Genomic DNA, 23,511 nt, shown 5'->3' with positions numbered 1-23,511 from the left:
GTAATTAATAAGGGGGGAACATGCTTTACTGAATCAGGTATAATTCGCTTAATTCGTCAGCAAAATCGGTTTATGGACAACGCAACAGGAGGTTTAGCTATGCTCATTCTTATCCCTATTCTCATTTTCGTCGCGCTGGTGATCGTCGGCGCGGGCGTCAAAATCGTTCCGCAGGGATACCAGTGGACGGTGGAGCGCTTTGGACGTTACACCAAAACCCTGCAGCCGGGATTAAGCCTTGTTGTACCGTTTATGGACAGAATTGGCCGCAAGATCAATATGATGGAGCAGGTGCTGGATATTCCGTCGCAGGAGGTGATCTCAAAAGATAACGCCAACGTCACTATCGATGCGGTCTGTTTTATTCAGGTTATCGATGCGCCGCGCGCCGCTTATGAAGTCAGTAACCTGGAACTGGCGATCATTAACCTGACCATGACCAATATCCGTACGGTACTCGGTTCGATGGAGCTGGATGAAATGCTCTCCCAGCGCGACAGCATCAACACGCGGCTGCTGCATATTGTCGATGAAGCCACCAACCCGTGGGGAATTAAAGTTACCCGTATCGAAATTCGCGATGTCCGCCCGCCCGCGGAATTGATCTCCTCGATGAACGCCCAGATGAAAGCGGAACGTACCAAACGCGCCTATATCCTTGAGGCCGAAGGGGTACGTCAGGCGGAAATCCTGAAAGCCGAGGGGGAAAAACAGTCGCAGATTCTGAAAGCCGAAGGCGAACGTCAGTCCGCTTTCCTGCAGGCGGAAGCGCGCGAACGTTCCGCCGAAGCGGAAGCCCGCGCTACGCAGATGGTGTCTGAAGCCATCGCCGCCGGGGATATTCAGGCGATAAACTACTTCGTGGCGCAGAAATACACCGAAGCGTTACAGCAAATCGGCTCGGCGAATAACAGCAAAGTGGTCATGATGCCGCTGGATGCCAGCAGTCTGATGGGCGCTATCGCCGGGATCAGCGAGCTGGTTAAGGACAGCGCCAGCGAACGGAAAAAAGCATGATAGCGATGATTCTGGTGCATCCGCATATCTTCTGGCTTAGCCTCGGCGGCCTGTTGTTGGCTGCGGAAATGCTCGGCGGTAACGGCTATTTGCTGTGGAGCGGCGTGGCGGCAGTGATTACCGGCTTAACCGTCTGGCTCTTACCGCTCGGCTGGGAATGGCAGGGCGTGCTGTTTGCGGCCTTAACGTTGCTGGCGGCCTGGCTTTGGTGGCGCTGGCTGGCGCGTCGCGTGCGGGAACAGAAGCCGACCGACAGCCGCCTTAACCAACGCGGACAACAACTGGTAGGCCGCCGGTTTATGCTTGATGCCGCGTTAGTGAACGGACGGGGTCATATGCGTGTCGGCGACAGCTCGTGGCCGGTATGCGCTGACGAAGACCTGCGCGCAGGTACGCATGTCGAAGTGATCGCCGTGGAAGGCATCACCTTACGCATTCGTGCCGTTTAATCAACGTGGCTTTTGCGCCTTGTGATGACAGCAGCCGGAAAGATTATCAATAATCGGGCAGTCGGCGCTGTCATCGCCGGGACAACTCTCCGCCAGCGCCAACAGTTGATCGCGCATTGATTGCAGCTCGCTGATATGGCGCTCGATCTCCGCGACCTTTTCCAGCGTCCGCTTTTTCACATCTGCGCTATGGCGTCGCGGATCGTTAAACAGATTGACCAGTTCGCCACACTCTTCCAGATTAAACCCCACCTGCCTCGCCTGTCGCAGCAACGTCAGCTCGTTTAAATGCTTCTGCGTGTAGGTGCGATAACCATTTTCGCTACGTAATGGCGGCGTCACCAGCCCTTTCTCTTCATAAAACCGAATGGCTTTGCTGGTTAAACCGGTTTTTTTCGCCACATCGCTAATATTCATATTTCCCCCTTGACCTTAACCTTGCTGGAAGGTTTAACCTTTATCACAGTGAGTCACTACGATTACTAAGGTCAATGAATTGATGACCAATCATAAAGGAGTTTTTACTATGTCTCAAACTATCGACCTGACCCTGGACGGTTTGTCCTGCGGTCATTGCGTTAAACGCGTGAAAGAAAGTCTTGAACAACGTCCGGATGTTGAGCTGGCGGACGTCACCGTAACCGAAGCGCACGTTACCGGTACCGCCAGTGCGGACGCGTTAATTGAAACCATCAAACAAGCCGGGTATGGCGCGACGTTAAGCCACCCAAAGGCTAAACCGCTGACGGAGTCATCAATCCCGTCGGAAGCACTGGCAGCGGTTCCTCATGAGCTTCCGGTAGCGACGGCCGATGAAGAAAGCCAACAGTTGCTGTTAAGCGGCATGAGCTGCGCCAGTTGTGTCACCCGCGTACAACATGCGCTACAAAGCGTACCGGGCGTCACGCAGGCACGGGTAAACCTGGCGGAACGCACTGCGCTGGTGATGGGCAGCGCGTCCGCCGCTGATTTAGTGCAGGCGGTGGAAAAAGCCGGCTACGGCGCAGAAGCGATTGAAGATGACATCAAACGCCGCGAGCGCCAGCAGGAAACCGCCATCGCCACCATGAAACGTTTTCGTTGGCAGGCAATCGTCGCCCTTGCGGTCGGTATACCGGTCATGGTCTGGGGGATGATCGGCGATAACATGATGGTGACCGACGACAACCGCAGCCTGTGGCTGGCTATTGGCCTGATCACGCTTGCGGTGATGGTCTTTGCGGGCGGTCACTTTTACCGTAACGCGTGGAAAAGCCTGCTGAACGGCACGGCGACGATGGATACGCTGGTGGCGCTCGGCACCGGGGTTGCCTGGCTCTACTCCATGAGCGTCAACCTGTGGCCGCAGTGGTTCCCGATGGAAGCGCGGCACCTCTATTACGAAGCCAGCGCGATGATTATCGGTTTGATTAATCTCGGACACATGCTGGAAGCGCGCGCCCGTCAGCGTTCCTCAAAAGCGCTGGAAAAATTACTCGATCTCACCCCGCCCACCGCACGCGTCGTGACAGAAGACGGCGAAAAAAGCGTCCCGCTGGCGGACGTTCAGCCAGGGATGCTGCTGCGGCTCACTACCGGCGATCGCGTGCCGGTGGATGGCGAAATTACCCAAGGCGAAGCGTGGCTTGATGAAGCCATGCTGACCGGCGAACCTATTCCGCAGCAAAAAGGCGAAGGCGACAGCGTTCATGCCGGCACCGTCGTCCAGGACGGCAGCGTCCTGTTCCGCGCCAGCGCGGTGGGCAGCCATACCACGCTGTCACGCATTATTCGCATGGTACGCCAGGCGCAAAGCAGTAAACCGGAAATTGGCCAACTGGCCGATAAAATCTCCGCGGTATTCGTTCCCGTCGTCGTGGCCATTGCGCTGTTCAGCGCCGCTATCTGGTATTTCTTCGGGCCGGCGCCGCAAATTGTTTATACGCTGGTCATCGCCACCACCGTACTGATTATCGCCTGCCCTTGCGCATTAGGCCTGGCGACGCCAATGTCGATTATTTCCGGCGTAGGCCGCGCTGCCGAATTCGGCGTGCTGGTACGCGACGCCGATGCCCTGCAACGCGCCAGTACGTTGGATACCCTCGTTTTTGATAAAACCGGGACGCTGACGGAAGGCAAGCCGCAAGTGGTGGCGATAAAAACCTTTAACGGCGTTGAGGAAGCTCAGGCATTACGTCTGGCTGCCGCGCTCGAACAAGGCTCCAGCCACCCGCTGGCCCATGCGATTCTGGAAAAAGCCGGCGATGATAAACTGCCGCAGGTGAACGGTTTCAGAACGCTGCGCGGACTGGGCGTCAGCGGTGAAGCGGAAGGTCATCAACTGCTTCTGGGGAACCAGGCGTTGCTGAACGAACAGCACGTCGCCACGGATGACATGACGGCGGAAATCACCGCGCAGGCCTCGCAAGGCTCGACTCCGGTCCTGCTGGCGATTGACGGTAAAGCGGCGGCGTTACTGGCGGTACGCGATCCATTGCGCAGCGATAGTATTGCCGCGCTTGAACGCCTGCACAACGCCGGATACCGTCTGGTAATGCTCACCGGGGATAACCCAACGACGGCTAACGCGATTGCCAAAGAAGCGGGTATTGACGAAGTCATTGCGGGCGTTCTGCCGGATGGCAAAGCCGATGCGATTAAACGCCTGCAAAGCCAGGGTCGTCAGGTTGCGATGGTCGGCGATGGTATCAACGATGCGCCCGCGCTGGCGCAGGCGGACGTCGGTATCGCGATGGGCGGCGGCAGCGATGTGGCGATTGAAACCGCGGCGATTACGCTGATGCGCCATAGTCTGATGGGCGTGGCGGATGCGCTGGCCATTTCGCGCGCGACGTTGCGCAATATGAAACAAAACCTGCTTGGCGCATTTATCTACAACAGCATTGGTATCCCGGTGGCCGCCGGTATTCTGTGGCCGTTTACCGGTACCTTGTTAAACCCGGTAGTAGCAGGCGCGGCAATGGCGCTGTCTTCCATTACCGTCGTCAGCAATGCCAACCGGCTATTGCGTTTTAAACCGAAAGCGTAAAAACGCTATATCAGGCAGCATCAGCTGCCTGATATATTATTAAGCCATCAGTAATTTACCGTATCAATATATAAAAATTTAACCGCACATCCTGTAGAAAAATAAAAAACAACATTTTATAATGTTTTTTTGAATCATAAGGATGTGTTATTTATGTTTAGAAAAGCAGTTACGCTTCTTTTCCTGCTTTCTCCCGCCGTCAGTTATGCAGGGTTATTTGATTCCACTCCAGAGTTAAAATGTGGCAACGATAATGCAGTCACGGCGGCAAAAGAATGGATTTACAATGAAGCATTAGGTCGTTTACAGCAAGACTATATTAAAGAGCCCTCCACGCTTTTCTTCGATATCCCCCAGACTCAATACGAGCAACAACTCCGGGCTATTCCTGTTCAATTCAGTGATGTAATCACGCAGAACCCTCAAGCAGAAAATGCCAACCTACGAACTTGCTCGGCTACCGTCGCCATGGGTATTCCTCAGCCATTATTTAAATTAATGAAAGACTTACCAAATACTCTATTCTATATTTCACAAGGGGATGGACAGGTAATAAACAATACGGTGACCTGGAAACAGGTTAACTACAATATTCAGCTAGCAGACAACAACAAAGATATTGTTGTCACCTCTGTGCAAAAAACCGATAAATTGGCGCGATCTATTTATGTAATGGCAAGAATGACGGTATCTGGTGATAGCATTATAAAGAAAAAAAATAACTCACTGATTGAAATCGCAGCAAAGAAATTTGAAAGTAGAGATCGCGAGCTTAATCAGGTCTGGAATTCACTACCCGCCTCTGCCCGAACGGCATTAAAACAAGAGCAGCGAGTCTGGGTGACCCAAAAAGAGCAGCAGTGCGGCAAACTTAGCGATGCCAAATCCGAGGCCATACCCGCTGAAAAGCGCATCAGTATTTATAAATGCCAGCTTGAAATGACCATCGCCAGAACGGCCTATCTCGACGGCAGCGAATAACCCGACCGATCGTTGACGTCCCGTCAGGGCGCATTGCGCCCTTTTCTCCAACGCGCTAGCATGAGCTTTTTCAAAGGGAGCGCGTATGGAGCTATTAAATCAACTTAAACGTTTATGGCGCGCGCTGCGTGGTACCCCAAATAGTTGGCCTGCTATCGATCTCTCCCTGCCCGGCGGTCGTCATCTGCATCTGGTTGGCAGTATTCATATGGGGACGCGCGATATGGCTCCTCTTCCAGCAAAGCTGGTGAAAAAGCTACACCAGGCCGACGCGCTGGTCGTTGAAGCGGATATTTCTGGTAACGAAACGCCATTCAGCAATCTCCCCAAATGCCCGCCGTTGGTCGAACGTCTCAGCGCCGGGCAGCTAAGCGCACTGGAAAAACGGGTCAGTGAGTTGGGTATGCCGCTGATCCATTTTGATAATCAACCTTTATGGCAGATAGCTATGGTGCTACAGGCCACGCAGGCGCAACGGCTGGGATTGCGCCCGGACTATGGCATTGATTATCAGCTATTACAGGCTGCCCGCGAAATGTCGCTGCCGGTGCAAGAGCTGGAAGGGGCGAAACACCAGCTCGAACTACTCTGCGATCTGCCCGATGGCGGGATGGCGCTGCTCGACGACACGCTGACGCACTGGCACACCAACGCACGGCTTTTGCAGGTGATGATCGGCTGGTGGCTTGAGCAGCCGCCGACCAGCGTCGGCGCTTCGCTCCCCAGAACGTTTAGCCAGCCGCTGTATGATGTACTGATGGTGAAACGCAATGAAGCCTGGCGCGACGCGCTGCTGGCACTGCCGCCGGGACGCTACGTGGTAGCCGTAGGGGCGCTACATCTGTACGGCGAAGGCAACCTACCGCAAATATTGAAATAAAAAAATGGCCAATATCGCTATTGGCCCGTCAAAGAGGAATTTCATCGTTATTATTATCCCGACGCTTTCGCTTCGGATCTTCAGATTGTCGCTCAAAGTTGCCGCAACTGCCAAGACCTAATGCACAAGATTATACTATTTTTTAGTCCGCTTTCGGGCGTATGCTGATGGCAAATCACGTCTGTAGTAAGAAGGAACGTTATGACACCCGCAGTTAAGTTACTCGAAAAAAACAAGATTCCGTTTAACATTCACACCTACGATCACGATCCGAATGAAACTAACTTTGGCGATGAAGTGGTGCGTAAGCTCGGGCTAAACGCCGATCAGGTGTATAAAACGCTTTTGGTCGCCGTGAATGGCGATATGAAGCAACTGGCCGTCGCCGTGACGCCTGTAGCCGGACAGCTGGATTTGAAAAAAGTCGCCAAAGCTCTGGGCGCGAAAAAGGTCGATATGGCCGACCCGATGGTGGCGCAACGCACCACGGGATATCTGGTCGGCGGGATCAGTCCGCTGGGACAGAAGAAACGGCTGCCCACGCTGATTGACGCGCCAGCCCGCACGTTTGCCACTATTTATGTTTCCGGTGGTAAACGCGGGCTGGATATTGAACTGGCGGCTGACGATTTGGCCGCCATCCTGGGTGCTAAATTCGCTGATATCGCGCGTCGGGATTAAGCCTGCGTAAAATACATTGCCGGATAGCGGCGCAAACGCCTTATCCGGCCTACAGCAGACATAATCCGTAGGCCTTAAGGTTGCGCGCCATCAGGCAGAAATGGCTATCCGTACCGCTACAGCCAGCTCACCTCACCATTTGGCGTAAACGCCGCCGCATCCAGCGGTGAATTTTGCTGAATAAACTCTTTCAGCACTTCCGCGTCAATAAACCCGGTATTCACGTAGCCCGGTTTGTTATCAATGCGCGGATAACCATCGCCGCCCGTGGCGTTGAAACTCAGCGTCGCCATGCGATAGGTTTTAGCCGGATCAACAGGCTCGCCTTTGATTTTCAGATCGGTGAGCTTGCCCTCTTTGGCGACAAAGCTCACATTGGCGAGCTGTGGATAGGCGCCGGAGTCCGGTTTCATCTGTGCTACGGCGGTGAGATAATCAACCACCTCTTTGCCGCTCATATCGGCATACACCACAATGTTGCCGAACGGCTGTACCTTGAGCACGCTTTTATAGGTAATATCTCCCGCCTCAATCGAGTCGCGAATACCGCCGCCGCTCATCACGCCAAAATCGGCGCCGGTGCGCGCGATCTGCGCAGCCAGAATCACCCGTCCCATATTGGTCTGGACAAATCTGACCTTACTGCGATCGCCTTCAAGAAGGCCATTCACGCTACCAATTTTCACCTCCAGTTGCGCTTTACCTTTATTCTGGAACGGCGTTAATAACGAGAGCATTTGCGGATTTTCTGCGATTTCCGGCGTGTAAAGTACACGCTCGCTTTTCCCGTTATCCCAGGTCACTTTTTTCTTGAGATTTACCGGAATAAGCTGGTAGTTAACCATTTTCATCTCGCCGTTACGGAATTCGAAATCCGCACGGCCCACATATTTACCCCACTCATGCGCCTGCACGATCCAGATGCCATTTTGCTTATCCGGCGCGCAGGGCGTTCCCGGTACGTAATTCACCTGTTTTTTATTTTCCGACGCCATGCATACCGGGTCTTGTGAGTGACCGCCCACAATCATCGCCAACGAACCGGCAGGCAGGCTACGCGCCATCTCAACGTCGCCCGGCGCGTTCGAACCGTGATCGCCGTTGTCATAATGTCCCATATGCGTGGTCGCGATAATCACGTCCGGTTTTTCATTCATATTAAGTTCCTGAATCACCACCTTTGCTTCTTCAGCAGGTTTACGAAACTCAATATCGGTGAAATATTCCGGGTTGCCTATTTTCGCCGTGTCATCGGTGGTTAAGCCGATTACCGCGATTTTTATATCCTGGCGTGTAAAAATAGCCCACGGCTTAAACAGACGCTCGCCGGTACTTTTTTGATAAATATTGGCGTAAAGAAAGGGAAACTTCGCCCACTTTTCCTGCTGGCGCAATACGGTGAGCGGATTATCAAATTCATGATTACCGACGGCCATAGCGTCGTAGCCAATCAGATTCATCCCGCGGAAATCGGGCTCCGCATCCTGGAGATCGGATTCCGGCACCCCGGTATTAATGTCGCCGCCGGATAACAACAGGACGCTTCCCCCCTCTTGCGCCACCTCTTTACGGATACTGTCCACCAGCGTTTTTTGCGCCGCCAGACCATATTCGCCATATTCGCTGCGCCAGAAGTGACCGTGGTGATCGTTGGTATGCAGGATAGTAATTTTATAGGTTTTATCTTTTTCGTAAGCCTGTGCAGGCTGAGTCGTCAGCGCGAACGCCGCCAGTAACGCCAGCGCCACACCCCGTTTCAAAAATTTCATCTTTCTCTCCCTGACTCAATATCAACCGCAGAAATTACCTTTCCTTGCAATAATAGACAAATATGTTTTCAGAATTGAGACTTCCTTCAAACACATTTCACAGGTATGTTAGGCAAGTAATAATTACACATCCTACTATCTCCAACATCGCATAAAATTTAAGTGACTTTCTATGGCCATGAGTGAACCAACCCAGCCGTTAGCCGGCGCGCCCGCAGCGGCCGCTAAAGCACGTACTTCGTTTGGTATTTTGGGCGCGATCAGTCTTTCCCATCTGCTGAACGATATGATCCAGTCGCTAATCTTAGCCATTTATCCCCTGTTGCAGGCGGAGTTCTCGCTGACCTTCGTCCAGATAGGTTTGATCACCCTGACGTTCCAGCTCGCCTCATCGCTGCTGCAACCGGTCGTCGGCTACTGGACGGATAAGTATCCCATGCCGTGGTCGCTGCCTGTCGGCATGTGTTTTACCCTGAGCGGGCTGGTACTGCTGGCAATGGCGGGAAGTTTTGGCGGCGTATTGCTCGCTGCGGCGCTGGTGGGTACCGGCTCGTCCGTTTTTCACCCGGAATCGTCCCGCGTGGCGCGCATGGCCTCCGGCGGACGTCATGGTCTGGCGCAGTCTATCTTCCAGGTCGGCGGTAACTTCGGCAGTTCATTGGGCCCGCTGCTGGCCGCCGTGATTATCGCGCCCTATGGCAAAGGGAATGTCGCCTGGTTTGTGCTGGCCGCGCTGCTGGCGATCGTGGTGCTGGCGCAGATCAGCCGCTGGTATGCAGCCCAGCACCGGATAGCGAAAGGCAAGCCAAAAGCGATAATCGCTAACCCGCTGCCGCGCAATAAAGTCGTGCTGGCGGTCAGCGTGTTATTGCTACTCATTTTCTCGAAATATTTTTATATGGCGAGCATCAGTAGCTACTACACCTTTTATCTGATGCAAAAATTCGGATTATCAATACAAAACGCGCAGCTCCATCTGTTTGCCTTCCTGTTTGCGGTGGCTGCCGGGACGGTAATCGGCGGGCCGGTGGGCGATAAAATCGGCAGGAAATATGTGATTTGGGGCTCTATTCTCGGCGTCGCGCCGTTTACCCTTGTTTTACCCTACGCCACGCTGTACTGGACGGGGATTTTAACGGTGATTATCGGCTTTATTCTCGCGTCGGCGTTTTCCGCCATTCTGGTGTATGCCCAGGAGCTGCTGCCAGGACGCATCGGTATGGTTTCCGGCCTGTTTTTCGGGTTTGCCTTCGGGATGGGAGGCCTGGGCGCAGCGGTGCTGGGGCTGATTGCCGACCATACCAGTATCTATTTAGTTTATAAAATCTGTGCTTTCCTGCCGCTTCTGGGGATACTGACCATATTCTTACCTGATAATCGACATAAAGCATGATTTTATGGCGGTTAAAGGTACGCTTTAACCGCCTGTACATCCTGATGCCATCTTGCTTTGTCCATCCCATACTTATCACTTTTACGTTCCGTGCTCTTTTTGCCTTCAGATCGTATCTTTTTATAAAACACAACCATTTTTTATAAACATCCTGATTGAAATTGTCATAAACTATTACCCGGAGTTTTGGAGTCCAGCAACCAAAGGAGACGGAATGCATCACGCTACCCCGCTTATCACCACCATTGTCGGCGGCCTTGTGCTCGCTTTTATTCTCGGCATGATTGCCAACAAATTGCGTATTTCTCCACTGGTGGGATATCTGTTAGCGGGCGTTCTGGCGGGACCTTTTACCCCGGGTTTTGTTGCGGATACCAAACTGGCGCCGGAGCTGGCGGAGCTCGGCGTGATTCTATTGATGTTCGGCGTCGGGCTGCATTTTTCGCTGAAGGATTTGATGGCGGTAAAGTCTATCGCCATTCCCGGCGCTGTCGCTCAGATAGCGGTGGCGACGCTGCTGGGTATGGCGCTTTCCGCCGTGCTGGGATGGTCATTAATGACCGGCATCGTTTTTGGGCTCTGTCTGTCTACAGCCAGTACCGTCGTCCTGCTGCGCGCGCTTGAGGAGCGACAACTCCTTGATAGCCAGCGCGGGCAAATCGCCATCGGCTGGCTGATTGTCGAAGATCTGGTGATGGTGCTGACGCTGGTCTTGCTGCCCGCCGTTGCCGGCATGGTGGAAAAAGGCGATGTCGGCATAGCCTCGCTGACAGTCGATATGGGGATAACCATTGGTAAAGTGGTGGCGTTTATCGCCATCATGATGCTGGTCGGACGCCGCCTGGTGCCGTGGATTATGGCCCGCAGCGCCGCCACCGGCTCGCGCGAATTATTTACCCTTTCCGTACTGGCGCTGGCGTTAGGCATTGCGTTTGGCGCGGTAGAACTGTTTGACGTCTCTTTTGCGCTGGGCGCGTTCTTCGCTGGAATGGTGCTTAATGAGTCGGAACTGAGTCACCGGGCGGCGCACGATACGTTGCCGCTGCGCGACGCCTTTGCCGTCCTGTTTTTTGTTTCCGTCGGCATGTTGTTCGATCCGTTAGTCTTGATTCAACAGCCGCTGGCGGTGTTGGCGACGCTTGCCATTATCGTCTTTGGCAAATCGATCGCTGCGTTTTTCCTGGTGCGTTTGTTCGGCCACTCGCCGCGAACCGCGCTGACCATTGCCGCCAGCCTGGCGCAAATCGGCGAGTTCGCCTTTATTCTCGCCGGGCTCGGCATGGCGCTCAACCTGCTGCCGCAAGCGGGACAGAACCTGGTGCTGGCAGGCGCTATTTTGTCGATTATGCTTAATCCCGTACTGTTTACCCTGCTGGAGAAGTATCTGGCGAAAACCGAAACGCTGGAAGAGCAAACTCTGGAAGAGGCTATCGAAGAAGAGAAGCAAATTCCGGTGGATATCTGTAATCATGCCCTGCTGGTGGGTTTTGGCCGCGTAGGCAGTCTGCTGGGAGAAAAATTACTGGCGGCGGGGATTCCGCTGGTGGTTATCGAAACGTCCCGTACCCGCGTGGATGAACTGCGCGAACGCGGGATTCGCGCCGTACTGGGCAACGCCGCTAACGAAGAAATCATGAATCTGGCGCATCTGGACTGCGCTCGCTGGCTGTTATTGACCATCCCCAACGGTTACGAAGCCGGTGAGATTGTCGCCTCAGCGCGGGGAAAAAGTCCTGATATCGAGATAATCGCCCGCGCGCACTATGATGATGAAGTGAAATATATTACCGAGCGGGGAGCCAATCAGGTAGTGATGGGCGAGCGAGAAATTGCCCGGGCGATGCTGGAACTGCTTGAAACGCCGCCCGCGGGTGAAGTCGTCGCCAGTTAAGGGTTTGCCGGACGGCCCGATGCGCGCAGCGCCATCGGGCAAGCCAGATTAGCGATCCCAGTACGACTCTTCCAGGCTGTCCTCACGTTCCGGCAGCCCGCGTGTCAGACGCGGAGAATGCTGGTTCAGTACCTGATAACTGACACGGTTAGCATATTTACACACCTGCGCCAGCGACGAATAGGTCAGCCAGGTAAATTTGTGCTTACTGGAGTTCGGTACGTTGCTACGATGGTAACTGTTCGCCGTAATATCGTGCAGCAGCGCCGCCAGCGCGCCATCGCCCGCGCCGTTGGTGTTCATGATTTTTTCCGGCCCGCCCATATACGGCGCAATATGCGAATAAACGCGCAGCGGATTAATACAATCTTTATGGCGCATTGCCCGGCTAAATTCATACTGGTTAAATTCAGCAATAGCTCCCGGTAGCAGCGGATGCTGGGTTTTACGTTTTGCTTCCTCTTCGGTGAAGCCCGCCATATATAACCCTATCGGCCCGGCGGTGCATAACACCAGGTCGACCCAGTCCAGCGCCTTATCCGCCGCCAGCAGCGGGTCGTTTTCGCCGGTCAGCGCTTCCGCTTCTTCTTCATTCATTGCCAGAATCGAGACATTCTCTTTGAGAAACGCCTGCCACCACTGCGGATTATCGGCGATCACAAATTTGGTGCCCAGCGTCATGACAACCGGCACGTTATGCTTTTTCGCGTATTCGATCGCTTTCATCGTCGCGTCAGGCATCGGTTCGCCAGGCTTACAGCGCACCAGATATGAGGTCAACACCAGCGCGGAAGCGCCAGCGATCACCGCTTCCGGAATACTTTCCGCCCGTAACTGATTCATATGGCCGGGGCTGATAGCGAAGGTACGCTCGCCGGATTCGCCAATCAGCGTGAAACAGCGGCCAATCGGGCCATCTACCGCTTGCAGATAATTCAGGTCGGTACGGCTGGAAGTATTACACAGGTAGCGATAAGCGTAGCTGCCAATCTCAATGTTGCTGCACATCACGCCCAGTAACACCGAACGGTCATCCGCCAGTACCGAGTAATTGTGCATCGTATTGCCTATGGTGCCGCCAGCAAACTGATGGGTGATCAGATTTTCCCGCGTCAGTTCCTGATACAGCTTCTCCGCCACCTCGTCTTCTATCACCAGAGAATGCCCGGCGCTTAATCCATAGCGTGTAATAAAATCGTCATCCACTTTCGCCTCAATATCCACCAACGTCTGGTCGATACCGACGACCCAGGAGGCGTTGGTTTCCTGTTCTGGCTGAATTTGTTGCAACAACGGGTCACGCGCATTGACGGGAAAATAGTGTTTGGATTTACGTTTACCGGGAAATTTCATGATTGTGCTTACGGATGAATAACGGAGCGCTGCATGGTAGCACATTCCCCCTGCTGCGCGCGACGGACGATGGCGTTTCAATATCGGACGACGAGATCGCAGTTTCTCCAGCCGCGTTTTTTACAATGGTTCACTTTCACAAGGAGCGTTTTATGAAGCCGGAAAATAAAATTCCCGTACTCACCCGACTGTCAGACGAAATGACAGCCGTCGTAAACTTCCAGCAACCAGGCCTTCCCCCCTGGCCTGCCGATGGCGATATTGAGACCCAGCGTCAGTATTATCTTCTTGAGCGCCGTTTCTGGAATGCCGACGCGCCGTCCATGACCACCCGCACCTGCGCCGTCCCTACGCCTTATGGCGATGTAACAACCCGGCTCTACTCGCCGCAGCCGACCAGCCAGGCCACCTTATACTATCTGCACGGCGGCGGATTTATCCTCGGTAACCTGGATACGCATGACCGGATAATGCGTCTGCTGGCGCGTTATACCGGCTGCACCGTGATCGGCATTGATTATTCGCTGTCGCCGCAAGCGCGTTATCCACAGGCCATTGAAGAAACCGTCGCGGTATGCAGCTACTTCTCTCAACATGCCGATGAATACTCGCTCAACGTGGAGAAAATCGGTTTCGCCGGAGATTCCGCAGGCGCCATGCTGGCGCTTGCCAGCGCGCTCTGGCTACGTGATAAGCACATTCGCTGCGGTAACGTTATCGCGATTCTGTTGTGGTATGGGCTGTATGGGTTGCAAGATTCGGTAAGCCGCCGTCTGTTCGGCGGCGCGTGGGACGGCCTGACGCGTGAAGATCTGGACATGTACGAAAAGGCCTATCTGCGTAACGATGAAGATCGGGAATCGCCCTGGTATTGTCTGTTTAATAACGATCTCACGCGCGATGTGCCGCCCTGCTTTATTGCCAGCGCGGAGTTTGATCCGCTCATTGATGACAGCCGCTTGCTGCACCAGACATTACAGGCGCACCAGCAGCCCTGCGAATACAAAATGTATCCCGGCACGCTGCACGCCTTTCTGCACTATTCGCGAATGATGACAATCGCCGACGATGCCTTGCAGGACGGCGCACGCTTCTTTATGGCGAGGATGAAGACGCCGCGTTAACGGTACGGCGCCGTGAGTTTCAGCATCATATCAATATGTTCCGGCGTCGCGTTCAGCGCCGGAATGTACGCATATTTTTTACCGCCCGCTTCAAGGAAAATCTCGCGGTTCTGTTCCGCTATCTCTTCCAGCGTCTCCAGACAATCCGCGGCAAATCCCGGACACATAACCTGAATATGGCCAGTCCCCTTTTCACCCAACATTTTTAGCGTTTCATCGGTGTACGGCGTCAGCCACGGTTCACGGCCAAAGCGCGACTGGAACGTCATCATTACCTTTTCCGGCGGCAGTCCCAATGCGGAAACCAGTTCGCGCGTGGTATCGCGGCAGCGCTGCGGATAGTCATCGCCTTCATCCGCATAACGTTGTGGAATGCCGTGATAGGAGAGCAGAAGCACATCGGGCTCGCCGTGCCTGGCGAACGACTCACGCGCGCTTTTCGCCAGCGCATCGATATAAGCGCCGTCATCCGCGTAATCGCGAATAAATGAGATACCGGGAATACGACGTTTACGCGCCAGTATCCGCCCCAGTTCGTCCCAGACTGCGCCCACCGTTGAGCAAGAGTATTGCGGGTACAACGGCAGCACGACGATATGGTCGACGTCGCTTGCTAACAGTTCATCGACAGCGCTTTCCAGCGAGGGCGAGCCGTAGCTCATCCCCAGCGCGACGGGCGTATCTGGCAACCGCGCGGCCAGCGCCTGTTGCTGTTCGCGGCTATATACCATGAGCGGCGAACCGCCATCCATCCAGATAGATTGATAGAGTTTCGCGACGCGCGGCGAACGCAGCGGTAAAATAACGCCACGCAGCAGCGGCCACCACAGCAGACGAGGAGTATCCACCACGCGTCTGTCGCTTAAAAATTGTTTCAGGTAACGCTTTACCGCTTCAGGAGTTGGGGCATCTGGCGTGCCAAGGTTAGCCAGCAGGATACCGGTTTTCGTCTGACGCATTGCCGCCTCTTATCTATTCAAATTGTTGATAATTGTAGCGGAAAAGCGATAAAGAAGAACTAATTGCTGCGAGAGGTAAGACGAGAATTTGCCGAATGGCGCTAACGATGCCAGTAGGCCGGATAAGGCGTTCAGGCCGCCATCCGGCACCGATTGCCTGATGGCGTTACGCTTATCAGGCTTGCGGGATAACAGCAGGCCTGATAAGTGCTTCACTACGCGAAAAAATTAACCGAGGATTTTTTCCAGCGCTGCGCGCACGTCGGCAACGGCCTGCGTACCGTCAACTTTAGCGTATTTGGTGTTGCCCGCTTCCGCTTCTTTCTGGTAGTAGCCAATCAGCGGCGCGGTCATCTGATGATATTCCACCAGACGTTTGCGAACGGTCTCTTCCTGATCGTCTTTACGGGTGGTCAGATCTTCGCCGGTGACGTCATCTTTGCCTTCCACTTTCGGCGGATTAAACTTAACGTGGTAAACGCGGCCAGAGGCGGCGTGTACGCGACGACCCACAATACGGTCAACGATCAGTTCGTCCGGTACGTCGAATTCCAGCACGTAATCCACGACAATACCCGCTTCTTTCATCGCGTCAGCCTGCGGGATCGTGCGCGGGAAACCGTCCAGCAGAAAACCGTTACGGCAGTCTTCCTGGGCGATACGCTCTTTAACCAGCGCAATCACCAGTTCATCGGTCACCAGTTTACCGGCGTCCATGATATCTTTCGCCTGTTTGCCCAACTCGGAGCCTGATTTCACTGCGGCGCGCAGCATATCGCCAGTGGAGATTTGCGGAATACCATATTTCTCCATGATGAACTGAGCCTGAGTTCCTTTACCCGCGCCCGGAGCGCCAAGCAGAATAATACGCATTACGAAAATCCCCTCAAAGGTTGTCGATATTTTTTAAAAAGCGCTAAACGATACCACCATCACGCATTTCGCTCAAGGAAGCCGCCTGATGCTGAAACGGTTAACGAAGAGAAATCCAGAAAAGAGAAGGTATTATAAAAAATGCCGGATGGCGCTGGCGCTTATCCGGCCTACAAACAGTACTCGCCGTAGGCCGGATAAGACGCTTCGCGTCGCCATCCGGCAGTCAGATGAGCGTTATCAGGACACCAGCAACTGGTTCATACGGCGGATAAACTGGTTCGGATCTTCCAGCGTACCGCGTTCAGCGAACAGCGCCTGATCCAGCAGCAGCTCAACCCACTCTTTAAACTGCGCTTCATCCTTGGTATCGGCAGTGCGTTTAACCAGCACATGATCCGGGTTGAGCTCAAAGATGTATTTCACTTCCGGCACGGACTGACCAGCCGCGGCGAACAGTTTCGCCATCTGGGTGCTCATTTCATCCGCATCGGTGGTGACAATCGCCGGCGTGTCGGTTAAACGGTGCGTCAGACGCACGTCTTTCACGCGATCGCCCAGCAGGGTTTTGACACGCTCCACAAACGGCTCAAGCGCCTTTTCCGCTTCTTTCGCGTTTTCGTCGACTTCATCCGCCAGTTTTTCGATGGATTCATCGGCTTTAGCGACCGACTGGAATGCTTTACCGTCAAACTCGGTCAGGTAGTTCATCATCCACTCGTCGATGCGATCGGAGAGCAGCAGCACTTCGATGCCTTTCTTACGCAGCAGTTCCAGGTGCGGGCTGTTTTTCGCCGCCGCATAGCTGTCTGCGGTGATGTAGTAGATTTTTTCCTGCCCTTCTTTCATCCGGGAGACGTAATCTTCCAGCGACACGGTCTGGGCGGAAGAGTCGGTATGGGTGGAGGCAAAGCGCAACAGTTTAGCGATCGCTTCCTGGTTGGCGTGATCTTCCGCCGGGCCTTCTTTCAGCACCAGACCGAACTGTTTCCAGAAGGTTTGGTATTTTTCCGCGTCGTCTTTCGCCAGTTTTTCCAGCATTTGCAGGACGCGTTTGGTCAGAGCGCTACGCAGATTACGCGTTACCGTGCTGTCCTGCAGGATTTCACGGGAGACGTTCAACGGCAGGTCATTAGAATCAATCAGGCCGCGCACGAAACGCAGATAGTTCGGCATGAACTGCTCGGCATCGTCCATAATGAACACGCGCTGTACGTACAGCTTCAGACCATGTTTGTGATCGCGGTTCCACAGATCCCACGGCGCCTGCGACGGGATATACAGCAGGCTGGTGTACTCCTGCTTACCTTCCACGCGGTTGTGGCTCCAGGTCAGCGGATCGGTGAAATCATGCGCGATGTGCTTGTAAAACTCGTTGTACTCGTCGTCTTTAATTTCCGACTTGTTACGGGTCCACAACGCCTGGGCCTTGTTGATTTTCTCCCAGGAAATCACGGTTTCGCCGTCTTTTTCTTCCCGTTTTTCAATCTCTACCGGCAATGCGATGTGATCGGAATATTTGCTGATAATCGAGCGTACGCGCCAGTCATCGAGGAATTCATCTTCGCCTTCACGCAGGTGTAAGGTGATTTCCGTACCACGGTCATTTTTGGTGATATCGGCAACGGTGTATTCGCCTTCGCCTGCCGATTCCCAGAACACGCCATTTTCCGGCTTGTCGCCTGCCGCACGAGTACGTACGGTCACTTTATCGGCCACAATAAACGCGGAGTAGAAGCCTACGCCAAACTGACCGATGAGCTGGCTATCTTTCGCCTGATCGGACCCCATTGATTCGAGGAAAGATTTGGTGCCGGACTTGGCAATGGTGCCTAAGTGGTCAATCACCTCATCACGATTCATCCCCACGCCGTTATCGGCAATGGTCAACGTACGCTTATCTTTATCGAAAGAGACGCGCACACGCAGCTCGCCATCTCCTTCATACAGATCCGGGTTTGACAGAGCGCGGAAACGCAGCTTGTCCGCCGCATCTGAGGCGTTAGAGATGAGTTCACGCAGGAAGATTTCTTTATTGGAATAAAGAGAATGGATCATCAGGTGCAGAAGCTGTTTAACTTCTGACTGAAAACCACGCGTTTCTTGTCCTTTCATGTGGATAGACCTCAACAATGCCATTTTTAATGGTAAAAATACGTTGAGGGTGAGATGGGGACAAGCGGGTGTGATTTCAAGCGGAGGCCGCGAATGCCGCCTCCGTTTGTTCAGAAAATAATCTTATGGCGTCCCGCCAGCGAGTGGGACAGCGTCGTACCGTCGACCATCTCCAGTTCGCCGCCAACCGGCACGCCGTGGGCGATACGACTGGCTTCGACGCCGGCCTCCGCGCACAGCTCGGCAATATAGTTCGCGGTAGCCTCCCCTTCAACCGTCGGGTTGGTCGCGAGGATCAGCTCACTGATTTTTTCTGACGCCAGCCGCTGTTCCAGACGATCAAGACCGATATCATCCGGCCCGATGCCGTCCAGCGGCGACAGGTGGCCCATCAGCACGAAATACCGCCCGGAAAATTGCCCGGTCTGCTCAATGGCGTAGATATCCGCAGGACTCTCCACCACGCAAATCTGGCCGTTTTCCTGACGCCGCGGGTTCGAGCAGATATTACAAACATCCTGCTCGGTAAAGGTGCGGCAGTCGGCGCAGTGGCCGATTTCCGACATCGCCCGAGTCAGCGCCTGCGCCAGGCGCATTCCGCCGCTGCGATCGCGCTGCAACAGGGTAAACGCCATCCGCTGCGCCGACTTAGGGCCAACGCCCGGAAGGCAGCGCAACGCTTCCATAAGCTGAGTTAACAGCGGACTGGTTTGCATCAGAATGGCATCTTAAAGCCTGGCGGCAGTTGCATACCGGAAGAGACGGAAGCCATCTTCTCTTTTTGCGTCTCTTCAATGCGGCGCGCCGCATCGTTGAAGGCCGCAGCGACCAGATCTTCCAGCATCTCTTTGTCATCTTCCAGCAGGCTTGGGTCAATTTCCACGCGGCGGCAGTTATGCGCGCCGTTGATGGTAACCTTCACCAGACCCGCGCCGGATTCGCCGGTCACTTCCAGCTGCGCAATCTCTTCCTGCATTTTCTGCATTTTTTCCTGCATCTGCTGGGCCTGTTTCATCAGATTGCCCAGACCGCCTTTTCCAAACATAAGCTCTCTCTCTTGATGGTTCACAATCGCAAGCCGGGCTTACGATCAAATGGGGCGGATACTCTCTTCATCCAGCTCGGCGTCGAAGAATCGACGCAGCGTCTGAATGTTATTATCCGCAATAATTGACTCACGCGCTTGCGCGAGTTTCTCTTCATAAATGGCCTGACGCCATTCCAGCGGCGTACGCACCGCGGGATTATCATCTTCAACGATGGTCAGTTCAACCGTCGTTCCCGTCAGATCGCTGAGCGCTTGCGCCAGCTTTTGCTGCGCGCCGCTGGAATTGAGGTGCCGCTGCGTCGAACGCAGATGCAGACAAACCGCGTTGCCGTTCTGCTCCTTCCAGGCATTAAGCGCCACCTGCTCCACCAGCTTAGGCAAAGAAAGCTGGCTTACCTGCGCCGCCCACGGATCGCGCTCAATCGCTTCCGCCGCCAGTTTAGCCGCCAGCTCCGGCGTTTTTTCATGCTCCAGAGCTTTCTTAAGCGCTTTTGGCGTAGCCACCACTTCTTTGGTTTGTACTACCGGCGTGGTGGCCTTCCAGCGATAAGCCTCTTTCTTTACTGGCGCCGTTTCCAGCGCGGACGGCGCCGGGCGCGCCTGTACGCGCTCCGAAACCGAGGCCAGCCGCTCCAGCGCAGAGTTATTCACCGGCCGCGCGCGGGATGCGGCTGCCGGTTCACTCTTTTTTGTTTTGGTTACTCCCTGCGCGCGCTGTAGCTGATTGCGCGCCGCCAGCACCTGACTGGTAGACGCCGGCAGCGGCGCTGGCGATGTCTGCGGCGCGGGCGCCGACGGCTGCTGCAGCTGCGGCGGCGTCATTACCGCCGTTGGGGCCACGGGCGCAAAAGACTGCCGCGGCGTTTCAGGCTCCGGCAAGGGCATACGCGGGTGAAACGCCAGTGCACGCAGTAACGTCATTTCAACGCCCATCCGCCGGTCCGGCGCCCAGGGCAATTCTTTGCGACCAATCAACAACGTCTGATAATAGAGCTGAAGATCGCCGGGAGGCACCGTCCGGGCAAGTTCGCGCATCCGTTGCTCGATAGCCGCCATATCGCTGCCTAACGCGGCAGGCGAAAGTTGCACCATCGCAATACGGTGCAGCAGGCTAAGCATTTCGACCAGCAGCGCTTCCCATTCAATACCGCGCGCCGCCGCCTCGTTGATAAGCGACATGACGCGTTCGCCGTTAGCGTCAACCACCGCCTCAACTAATGACAAAGCCTGGTCGTCGTCCAGCGTACCGAGCATGGCGCTTACCGCCTGCGTCGAAACCTGCCCGTCGCCGCTGGCGATCGCCTGGTCAGTCAGACTTAATGCATCGCGCAGGCTGCCGTCAGCCGCACGCGATAACAACTGCAACGCGCGGGGTTCGTGAGCGATATGTTCCTCATTGAGAATATGCTCAAGCTGATGGCGAATCTGTTCAACATCCAGCGCTTTGAGATGAAACTGTAGGCAGCGCGACAAAATGGTCACCGGCAGCTTCTGCGGATCGGTGGTCGCCAGTAAAAATTTCACATGCGCTGGCGGTTCTTCAAGCGTTTTAAGTAGCGCATTAAAGCTGTGGCGCGACAGCATGTGGACTTCATCGATCAGATAGACTTTAAAGCGACCGCGCGCAGGCGCGTACTGGACGTTATCCAGCAGGTCGCGGGTGTCTTCGACTTTGGTACGCGATGCGGCGTCAATCTCAATGAGATCGACAAAACGCCCCTGCTCAATTTCCCGACAGTTATCGCAAACGCCGCACGGCGTCGCGGTAATACCGGTTTCGCAGTTCAGCCCCTTCGCCAGCAGCCGGGCGATAGAGGTTTTACCGACGCCGCGCGTGCCGGAAAAAAGATATGCGTGATGAATGCGCCCTAACGACAAGCCGTTCGCCAGTGCGGTCAGCACATGTTCCTGGCCGACGACGTCAGCAAAGGTTTGTGGGCGCCATTTTCTGGCTAAGACCTGATAACTCATTGGCAGGCTCTGAAACGCTGGAAGGTGGATTCATAGAAGGGTAATGCTAACACAACCTCGCCGATACAGCGAGGTTGTCTCTCTGGCTAAAATAGCAGTGCGAATAGCCTGAATCAATGCCCTGGAAACGGCACCAGGCTATAACAGGTAATCCCCTGCTTTTCCAGACGCTGCTCGCCGCCCAGATCGAACAAATTGATGATGAACGCCGCATCGGTGACTTTCCCGCCCAGACGACGGATCAGCTTCACGGTCGCCTCAATGGTGCCGCCAGTCGCCAGCAGATCGTCCACGACCAGCACGTTGTCGCCAGGTTTAATCGCGTCGACATGAATTTCCAGCTGATCGGTGCCGTACTCTAATTCATAGGTCTCGGCAATAGTTTCACGCGGTAATTTGCGCGGTTTACGTACCGGAACAAAACCAACGCCCAGCCCAAGCGCAACCGGCGCGCCAAACAGGAAGCCACGCGCTTCGGTGCCGACCACTTTGGTGATACCCGCATTTTTATAACGCTCAACCAACAATTCAATACTGAGCGCGTAGGCTTTCGGGTCTTCCAGTAAGCTGGTGACATCACGGAAAAGAATGCCCGGTTTCGGGTAATCCTGAATGCTTTTGATGCTGTTTTTGAGAAACTCAAGCTGCTGTGCAGTCGCGGTCATGGATATATGCCTGCTAAGTACGGTGTTACTCACGGCGCAATACTTTTCGGTCAGGGGTAACGCTCGGTTACTCTTTGACCGCCTGCGCCTGTGCTCGAAAACGGTCGAATTTACTGGCTGTGAACGACAATTGCAACAGCGATTCGTGTGCTTCAGCGCTTTTGTTGCTTTTCATCAATCACCGGTATCCGCCACATAAAAATCAGCAGACAGGCCAAAATAACCAACAGCAGCACCCGCACCCACATCATATTCACCAGCCACAGCGAAATACCAAAGGTCAGCAATATCAACGCGATCGCTCGCGGTTTCGCTCCCGGCGGCATGGCCCGATAGCGCTGCCAGTGGCGCAGATAACCGCCAAACCATGAGCGGTATAACAACCAGGCATGGAAACGAGGCGACGAGCGGGCGAAACACCAGGCCGCCAGTAAAATGAACGGCGTAGTCGGCAACAGGGGCAAAACCACGCCCAATGTCCCTAATACTACCGCCAGCCAGCCAATGATGATTAAAATAGTACGTTGCATAATGCGAATCGTTATCAAACAGAAGGCTACTGTAGCACAGCCTGTCTTATTTTCATCGGGGTGTTGAATTGAAAACCGCTATGCTGTTACAGACGCTGGAAGAGAGGCTGGCGACGCTACGCCAACGCTGCGCGCCGCTGGCGCAACATGCGACGTTAAGCGCGCGCTTTGACCGACACCTTTTCCGTACCCGCAGTACTCTGTTGCAGGGATATCTGGAAGAGGCAGGCGCCAATCTCGTCGCGTTGCGTCAGGCGGTAAAACATGAGCAACTGCCGCAAGTCGCCTGGCTGGCGGAACATCTGGCTTCGCAACTGGAGGCGATATCGCGTGAAACCGCCGCCTGGTCGCTGCGCCAGTGGGACGCCGCCGCGCCAGGGCTTGGCCGTTGGCAGCGCAGACGAATACAGCATCAGGAGTTTGAACGTCGACTACTGGCGATGACACAGGAGCGCAAAATTCGTCTGGCGCAGGCGACCGGCCTTGTCGAACAACAAACGCTGCAAAAGGAAGTCGAGATCTATGAAGGACGGCTGGCGCGTTGCCGACATGCGCTGGAGAAAATAGAAAACGTACTGGCGCGTTTAACCCGCTAACCCTGGAGAAAGTATGTCGCTTGAAAATGCCCCTGATGAAGTCAAACTGGCCGTGGATTTAATTGTGCTGCTTGAAGAGAATCGCTTACCGGCACGAACGGTGCTACGCGCGCTGGAAATAGTTATGCGTGATTATGAAAACAAGTTAAAAAGTACGGAAGACGACTCGCAAACAGAGTAATTGCCCG

At 54.5% G+C, this 23,511-nt stretch carries 22 protein-coding genes and 16 other annotated features; of the genes, 11 read left to right on the top strand and 11 right to left on the bottom strand.

What is annotated here, in order from left to right:
* The first annotated feature begins 85 nt into the window (after positions 1–85).
* Positions 86–91 (top strand) — a ribosome-binding site (putative RBS for ybbK; RegulonDB:STMS1H000838).
* Both ybbK and ybbJ read left to right on the top strand, forming a co-directional pair.
* Positions 86–1,017 (top strand): putative inner membrane protein gene (gene ybbK / locus STM0501; protein NP_459496.1). Within the gene, positions 100–1,017 belong to an annotated coding region; the region does not span the whole gene. (Overlaps the previous feature by 6 nt.)
* Positions 1,002–1,007: a ribosome-binding site (putative RBS for ybbJ; RegulonDB:STMS1H000837), on the top strand. It overlaps the preceding gene by 6 nt.
* Positions 1,002–1,466 (top strand): putative membrane protein implicated in regulation of membrane protease activity gene (gene ybbJ, locus STM0500; RefSeq protein ID NP_459495.1). Within the gene, positions 1,014–1,466 belong to an annotated coding region; the region does not span the whole gene. The genes ybbK and ybbJ overlap by 16 nt, the downstream gene beginning before the upstream one ends.
* On the opposite strand, the gene cueR is transcribed toward ybbJ, so the two are convergent.
* Positions 1,467–1,894, bottom strand: a protein-coding gene (cueR, locus tag STM0499; RefSeq protein ID NP_459494.1) for a putative heavy metal transcriptional repressor (MerR family). Within the gene, positions 1,467–1,883 belong to an annotated coding region; the region does not span the whole gene.
* Positions 1,889–1,894: a ribosome-binding site (putative RBS for cueR; RegulonDB:STMS1H000836), on the bottom strand. (Overlaps the previous gene by 6 nt.)
* An 84-nt stretch (positions 1,895–1,978) precedes the next feature.
* Positions 1,979–1,984: a ribosome-binding site (putative RBS for copA; RegulonDB:STMS1H000835), on the top strand.
* Here cueR and copA point away from each other — a divergent pair.
* From copA to ybaK, 4 genes are all read left to right on the top strand, one after another.
* The gene (gene copA, locus STM0498; RefSeq protein NP_459493.1) for a putative copper-transporting ATPase occupies positions 1,979–4,494 on the top strand. Within the gene, positions 1,993–4,494 belong to an annotated coding region; the region does not span the whole gene. It overlaps the preceding feature by 6 nt.
* A gap of 147 nt (positions 4,495–4,641) precedes the next feature.
* Positions 4,642–4,647: a ribosome-binding site (putative RBS for STM0497; RegulonDB:STMS1H000834), on the top strand.
* Positions 4,642–5,475, top strand: a protein-coding gene (locus STM0497) for a putative periplasmic protein (RefSeq protein NP_459492.1). Within the gene, positions 4,648–5,475 belong to an annotated coding region; the region does not span the whole gene. It overlaps the preceding feature by 6 nt.
* 73 nt (positions 5,476–5,548) lie before the next feature.
* Positions 5,549–5,554, top strand: a ribosome-binding site (putative RBS for ybaP; RegulonDB:STMS1H000833).
* Positions 5,549–6,355 (top strand): putative cytoplasmic protein gene (gene ybaP, locus STM0496; RefSeq protein NP_459491.1). Within the gene, positions 5,561–6,355 belong to an annotated coding region; the region does not span the whole gene. Its footprint overlaps the feature before it by 6 nt.
* Positions 6,356–6,546: 191 nt before the next feature.
* Positions 6,547–6,552, top strand: a ribosome-binding site (putative RBS for ybaK; RegulonDB:STMS1H000832).
* Positions 6,547–7,036, top strand: a protein-coding gene (gene ybaK / locus STM0495) for a putative cytoplasmic protein (protein NP_459490.1). Within the gene, positions 6,557–7,036 belong to an annotated coding region; the region does not span the whole gene. It overlaps the preceding feature by 6 nt.
* A 116-nt stretch (positions 7,037–7,152) precedes the next feature.
* Here ybaK and ushA read toward each other — a convergent pair.
* Positions 7,153–8,818, bottom strand: a protein-coding gene (ushA, locus tag STM0494) for a UDP-sugar hydrolase 5'-nucleotidase (protein NP_459489.1). Within the gene, positions 7,153–8,805 belong to an annotated coding region; the region does not span the whole gene.
* Positions 8,813–8,818 (bottom strand) — a ribosome-binding site (putative RBS for ushA; RegulonDB:STMS1H000831). Its footprint overlaps the gene before it by 6 nt.
* A gap of 159 nt (positions 8,819–8,977) precedes the next feature.
* Between ushA and fsr the strand changes: the two genes are divergently transcribed.
* Entirely contained in the window at positions 8,978–10,198 is a 1,221-nt protein-coding gene (gene fsr, locus STM0493) for a putative MFS family of transport protein (RefSeq protein ID NP_459488.1), read from the top strand.
* A gap of 203 nt (positions 10,199–10,401) precedes the next feature.
* Positions 10,402–10,407, top strand: a ribosome-binding site (putative RBS for ybaL; RegulonDB:STMS1H000830).
* Positions 10,402–12,089 (top strand): putative CPA2 family transport protein gene (ybaL, locus tag STM0492; protein ID NP_459487.1). Within the gene, positions 10,413–12,089 belong to an annotated coding region; the region does not span the whole gene. It overlaps the preceding feature by 6 nt.
* Before the next feature lie 48 nt (positions 12,090–12,137).
* Here ybaL and gsk read toward each other — a convergent pair.
* Positions 12,138–13,442, bottom strand: a complete 1,305-nt coding sequence (gsk, locus tag STM0491; RefSeq protein ID NP_459486.1) for an inosine-guanosine kinase — start codon at positions 13,440–13,442, stop codon at positions 12,138–12,140.
* Between the two features lie 140 nt (positions 13,443–13,582).
* Positions 13,583–13,588 (top strand) — a ribosome-binding site (putative RBS for aes; RegulonDB:STMS1H000829).
* On the opposite strand from gsk, the gene aes reads away from it, so the two are divergent.
* The gene (gene aes, locus STM0490; protein ID NP_459485.1) for an acetyl esterase occupies positions 13,583–14,566 on the top strand. Within the gene, positions 13,595–14,566 belong to an annotated coding region; the region does not span the whole gene. (Overlaps the previous feature by 6 nt.)
* Here the strand turns inward: aes and hemH are convergent.
* From hemH to ybaN, 8 genes are all read right to left on the bottom strand, one after another.
* Positions 14,563–15,534, bottom strand: a protein-coding gene (hemH, locus tag STM0489; RefSeq protein ID NP_459484.1) for a ferrochelatase. Within the gene, positions 14,563–15,525 belong to an annotated coding region; the region does not span the whole gene. The genes aes and hemH overlap by 4 nt on opposite strands.
* Positions 15,529–15,534, bottom strand: a ribosome-binding site (putative RBS for hemH; RegulonDB:STMS1H000828). (Overlaps the previous gene by 6 nt.)
* Before the next feature lie 219 nt (positions 15,535–15,753).
* Positions 15,754–16,413, bottom strand: a protein-coding gene (gene adk / locus STM0488) for an adenylate kinase (protein ID NP_459483.1). Within the gene, positions 15,754–16,398 belong to an annotated coding region; the region does not span the whole gene.
* Positions 16,408–16,413, bottom strand: a ribosome-binding site (putative RBS for adk; RegulonDB:STMS1H000827). (Overlaps the previous gene by 6 nt.)
* Before the next feature lie 225 nt (positions 16,414–16,638).
* Positions 16,639–18,537, bottom strand: a complete 1,899-nt coding sequence (gene htpG / locus STM0487; RefSeq protein ID NP_459482.3) for a chaperone Hsp90, heat shock protein C 62.5 — start codon at positions 18,535–18,537, stop codon at positions 16,639–16,641.
* An 86-nt stretch (positions 18,538–18,623) separates the two neighbouring features.
* Positions 18,624–19,243 (bottom strand): putative recombination protein, gap repair gene (gene recR, locus STM0486; protein NP_459481.1). Within the gene, positions 18,624–19,229 belong to an annotated coding region; the region does not span the whole gene.
* The gene (gene ybaB, locus STM0485) for a putative cytoplasmic protein (RefSeq protein ID NP_459480.1) occupies positions 19,229–19,568 on the bottom strand. Within the gene, positions 19,229–19,558 belong to an annotated coding region; the region does not span the whole gene. Before ybaB ends, recR begins: the two co-directional genes overlap by 15 nt.
* Positions 19,238–19,243, bottom strand: a ribosome-binding site (putative RBS for recR; RegulonDB:STMS1H000826). It overlaps the preceding gene by 6 nt.
* Positions 19,563–19,568 (bottom strand) — a ribosome-binding site (putative RBS for ybaB; RegulonDB:STMS1H000825). Its footprint lies within the gene ybaB.
* A 35-nt stretch (positions 19,569–19,603) precedes the next feature.
* On the bottom strand, positions 19,604–21,532 hold the full coding sequence (gene dnaX, locus STM0484) for a DNA polymerase III, tau and gamma subunits (RefSeq protein NP_459479.1): 1,929 nt from the start codon (positions 21,530–21,532) through the stop codon (positions 19,604–19,606).
* 113 nt (positions 21,533–21,645) lie between these two features.
* The gene (gene apt, locus STM0483; protein ID NP_459478.1) for an adenine phosphoribosyltransferase occupies positions 21,646–22,210 on the bottom strand. Within the gene, positions 21,646–22,197 belong to an annotated coding region; the region does not span the whole gene.
* Positions 22,205–22,210 (bottom strand) — a ribosome-binding site (putative RBS for apt; RegulonDB:STMS1H000823). (Overlaps the previous gene by 6 nt.)
* A gap of 139 nt (positions 22,211–22,349) precedes the next feature.
* Positions 22,350–22,727 carry a putative phage gene 58 gene (gene ybaN, locus STM0482; RefSeq protein NP_459477.1) on the bottom strand — a complete coding sequence of 126 codons (378 nt, stop codon included), beginning with the start codon at positions 22,725–22,727 and terminating at the stop codon, positions 22,350–22,352.
* Between the two features lie 80 nt (positions 22,728–22,807).
* Between ybaN and priC the strand changes: the two genes are divergently transcribed.
* Positions 22,808–23,323, top strand: a complete 516-nt coding sequence (gene priC / locus STM0481; protein NP_459476.1) for a primosomal replication protein N — start codon at positions 22,808–22,810, stop codon at positions 23,321–23,323.
* Between the two features lie 2 nt (positions 23,324–23,325).
* Positions 23,326–23,331, top strand: a ribosome-binding site (putative RBS for ybaM; RegulonDB:STMS1H000822).
* Positions 23,326–23,504 (top strand): putative inner membrane protein gene (gene ybaM, locus STM0480; RefSeq protein ID NP_459475.1). Within the gene, positions 23,337–23,504 belong to an annotated coding region; the region does not span the whole gene. (Overlaps the previous feature by 6 nt.)
* Positions 23,505–23,511 lie beyond the last annotated feature (7 nt).

Origin of the sequence: Salmonella enterica subsp. enterica serovar Typhimurium str. LT2, assembly GCF_000006945.2 — a bacterium.
In the GTDB taxonomy this organism is placed as follows: Bacteria; Pseudomonadota; Gammaproteobacteria; order Enterobacterales; family Enterobacteriaceae; genus Salmonella; species Salmonella enterica.
This window is presented reverse-complemented; position numbering and strand designations above follow the sequence as displayed.

Bases quoted from the DNA above. Each gene is read 5' to 3' on its own strand.
- ybbK (NP_459496.1), top strand. From the start codon at position 100: ATGCTCATTCTTATCCCTATTCTCATTTTCGTCGCGCTGGTGATCGTC.
- ybbJ (NP_459495.1), top strand. From the start codon at position 1,014: ATGATAGCGATGATTCTGGTGCATCCGCATATCTTCTGGCTTAGCCTC.
- cueR (NP_459494.1), bottom strand. From the start codon at position 1,883: ATGAATATTAGCGATGTGGCGAAAAAAACCGGTTTAACCAGCAAAGCC.
- copA (NP_459493.1), top strand. From the start codon at position 1,993: ATGTCTCAAACTATCGACCTGACCCTGGACGGTTTGTCCTGCGGTCAT.
- STM0497 (NP_459492.1), top strand. From the start codon at position 4,648: ATGTTTAGAAAAGCAGTTACGCTTCTTTTCCTGCTTTCTCCCGCCGTC.
- ybaP (NP_459491.1), top strand. From the start codon at position 5,561: ATGGAGCTATTAAATCAACTTAAACGTTTATGGCGCGCGCTGCGTGGT.
- ybaK (NP_459490.1), top strand. From the start codon at position 6,557: ATGACACCCGCAGTTAAGTTACTCGAAAAAAACAAGATTCCGTTTAAC.
- ushA (NP_459489.1), bottom strand. From the start codon at position 8,805: ATGAAATTTTTGAAACGGGGTGTGGCGCTGGCGTTACTGGCGGCGTTC.
- fsr (NP_459488.1), top strand. From the start codon at position 8,978: ATGGCCATGAGTGAACCAACCCAGCCGTTAGCCGGCGCGCCCGCAGCG.
- ybaL (NP_459487.1), top strand. From the start codon at position 10,413: ATGCATCACGCTACCCCGCTTATCACCACCATTGTCGGCGGCCTTGTG.
- gsk (NP_459486.1), bottom strand. From the start codon at position 13,442: ATGAAATTTCCCGGTAAACGTAAATCCAAACACTATTTTCCCGTCAAT.
- aes (NP_459485.1), top strand. From the start codon at position 13,595: ATGAAGCCGGAAAATAAAATTCCCGTACTCACCCGACTGTCAGACGAA.
- hemH (NP_459484.1), bottom strand. From the start codon at position 15,525: ATGCGTCAGACGAAAACCGGTATCCTGCTGGCTAACCTTGGCACGCCA.
- adk (NP_459483.1), bottom strand. From the start codon at position 16,398: ATGCGTATTATTCTGCTTGGCGCTCCGGGCGCGGGTAAAGGAACTCAG.
- htpG (NP_459482.3), bottom strand. From the start codon at position 18,537: ATGGCATTGTTGAGGTCTATCCACATGAAAGGACAAGAAACGCGTGGT.
- recR (NP_459481.1), bottom strand. From the start codon at position 19,229: ATGCAAACCAGTCCGCTGTTAACTCAGCTTATGGAAGCGTTGCGCTGC.
- ybaB (NP_459480.1), bottom strand. From the start codon at position 19,558: ATGTTTGGAAAAGGCGGTCTGGGCAATCTGATGAAACAGGCCCAGCAG.
- dnaX (NP_459479.1), bottom strand. From the start codon at position 21,532: ATGAGTTATCAGGTCTTAGCCAGAAAATGGCGCCCACAAACCTTTGCT.
- apt (NP_459478.1), bottom strand. From the start codon at position 22,197: ATGACCGCGACTGCACAGCAGCTTGAGTTTCTCAAAAACAGCATCAAA.
- ybaN (NP_459477.1), bottom strand. From the start codon at position 22,727: ATGCAACGTACTATTTTAATCATCATTGGCTGGCTGGCGGTAGTATTA.
- priC (NP_459476.1), top strand. From the start codon at position 22,808: ATGCTGTTACAGACGCTGGAAGAGAGGCTGGCGACGCTACGCCAACGC.
- ybaM (NP_459475.1), top strand. From the start codon at position 23,337: ATGTCGCTTGAAAATGCCCCTGATGAAGTCAAACTGGCCGTGGATTTA.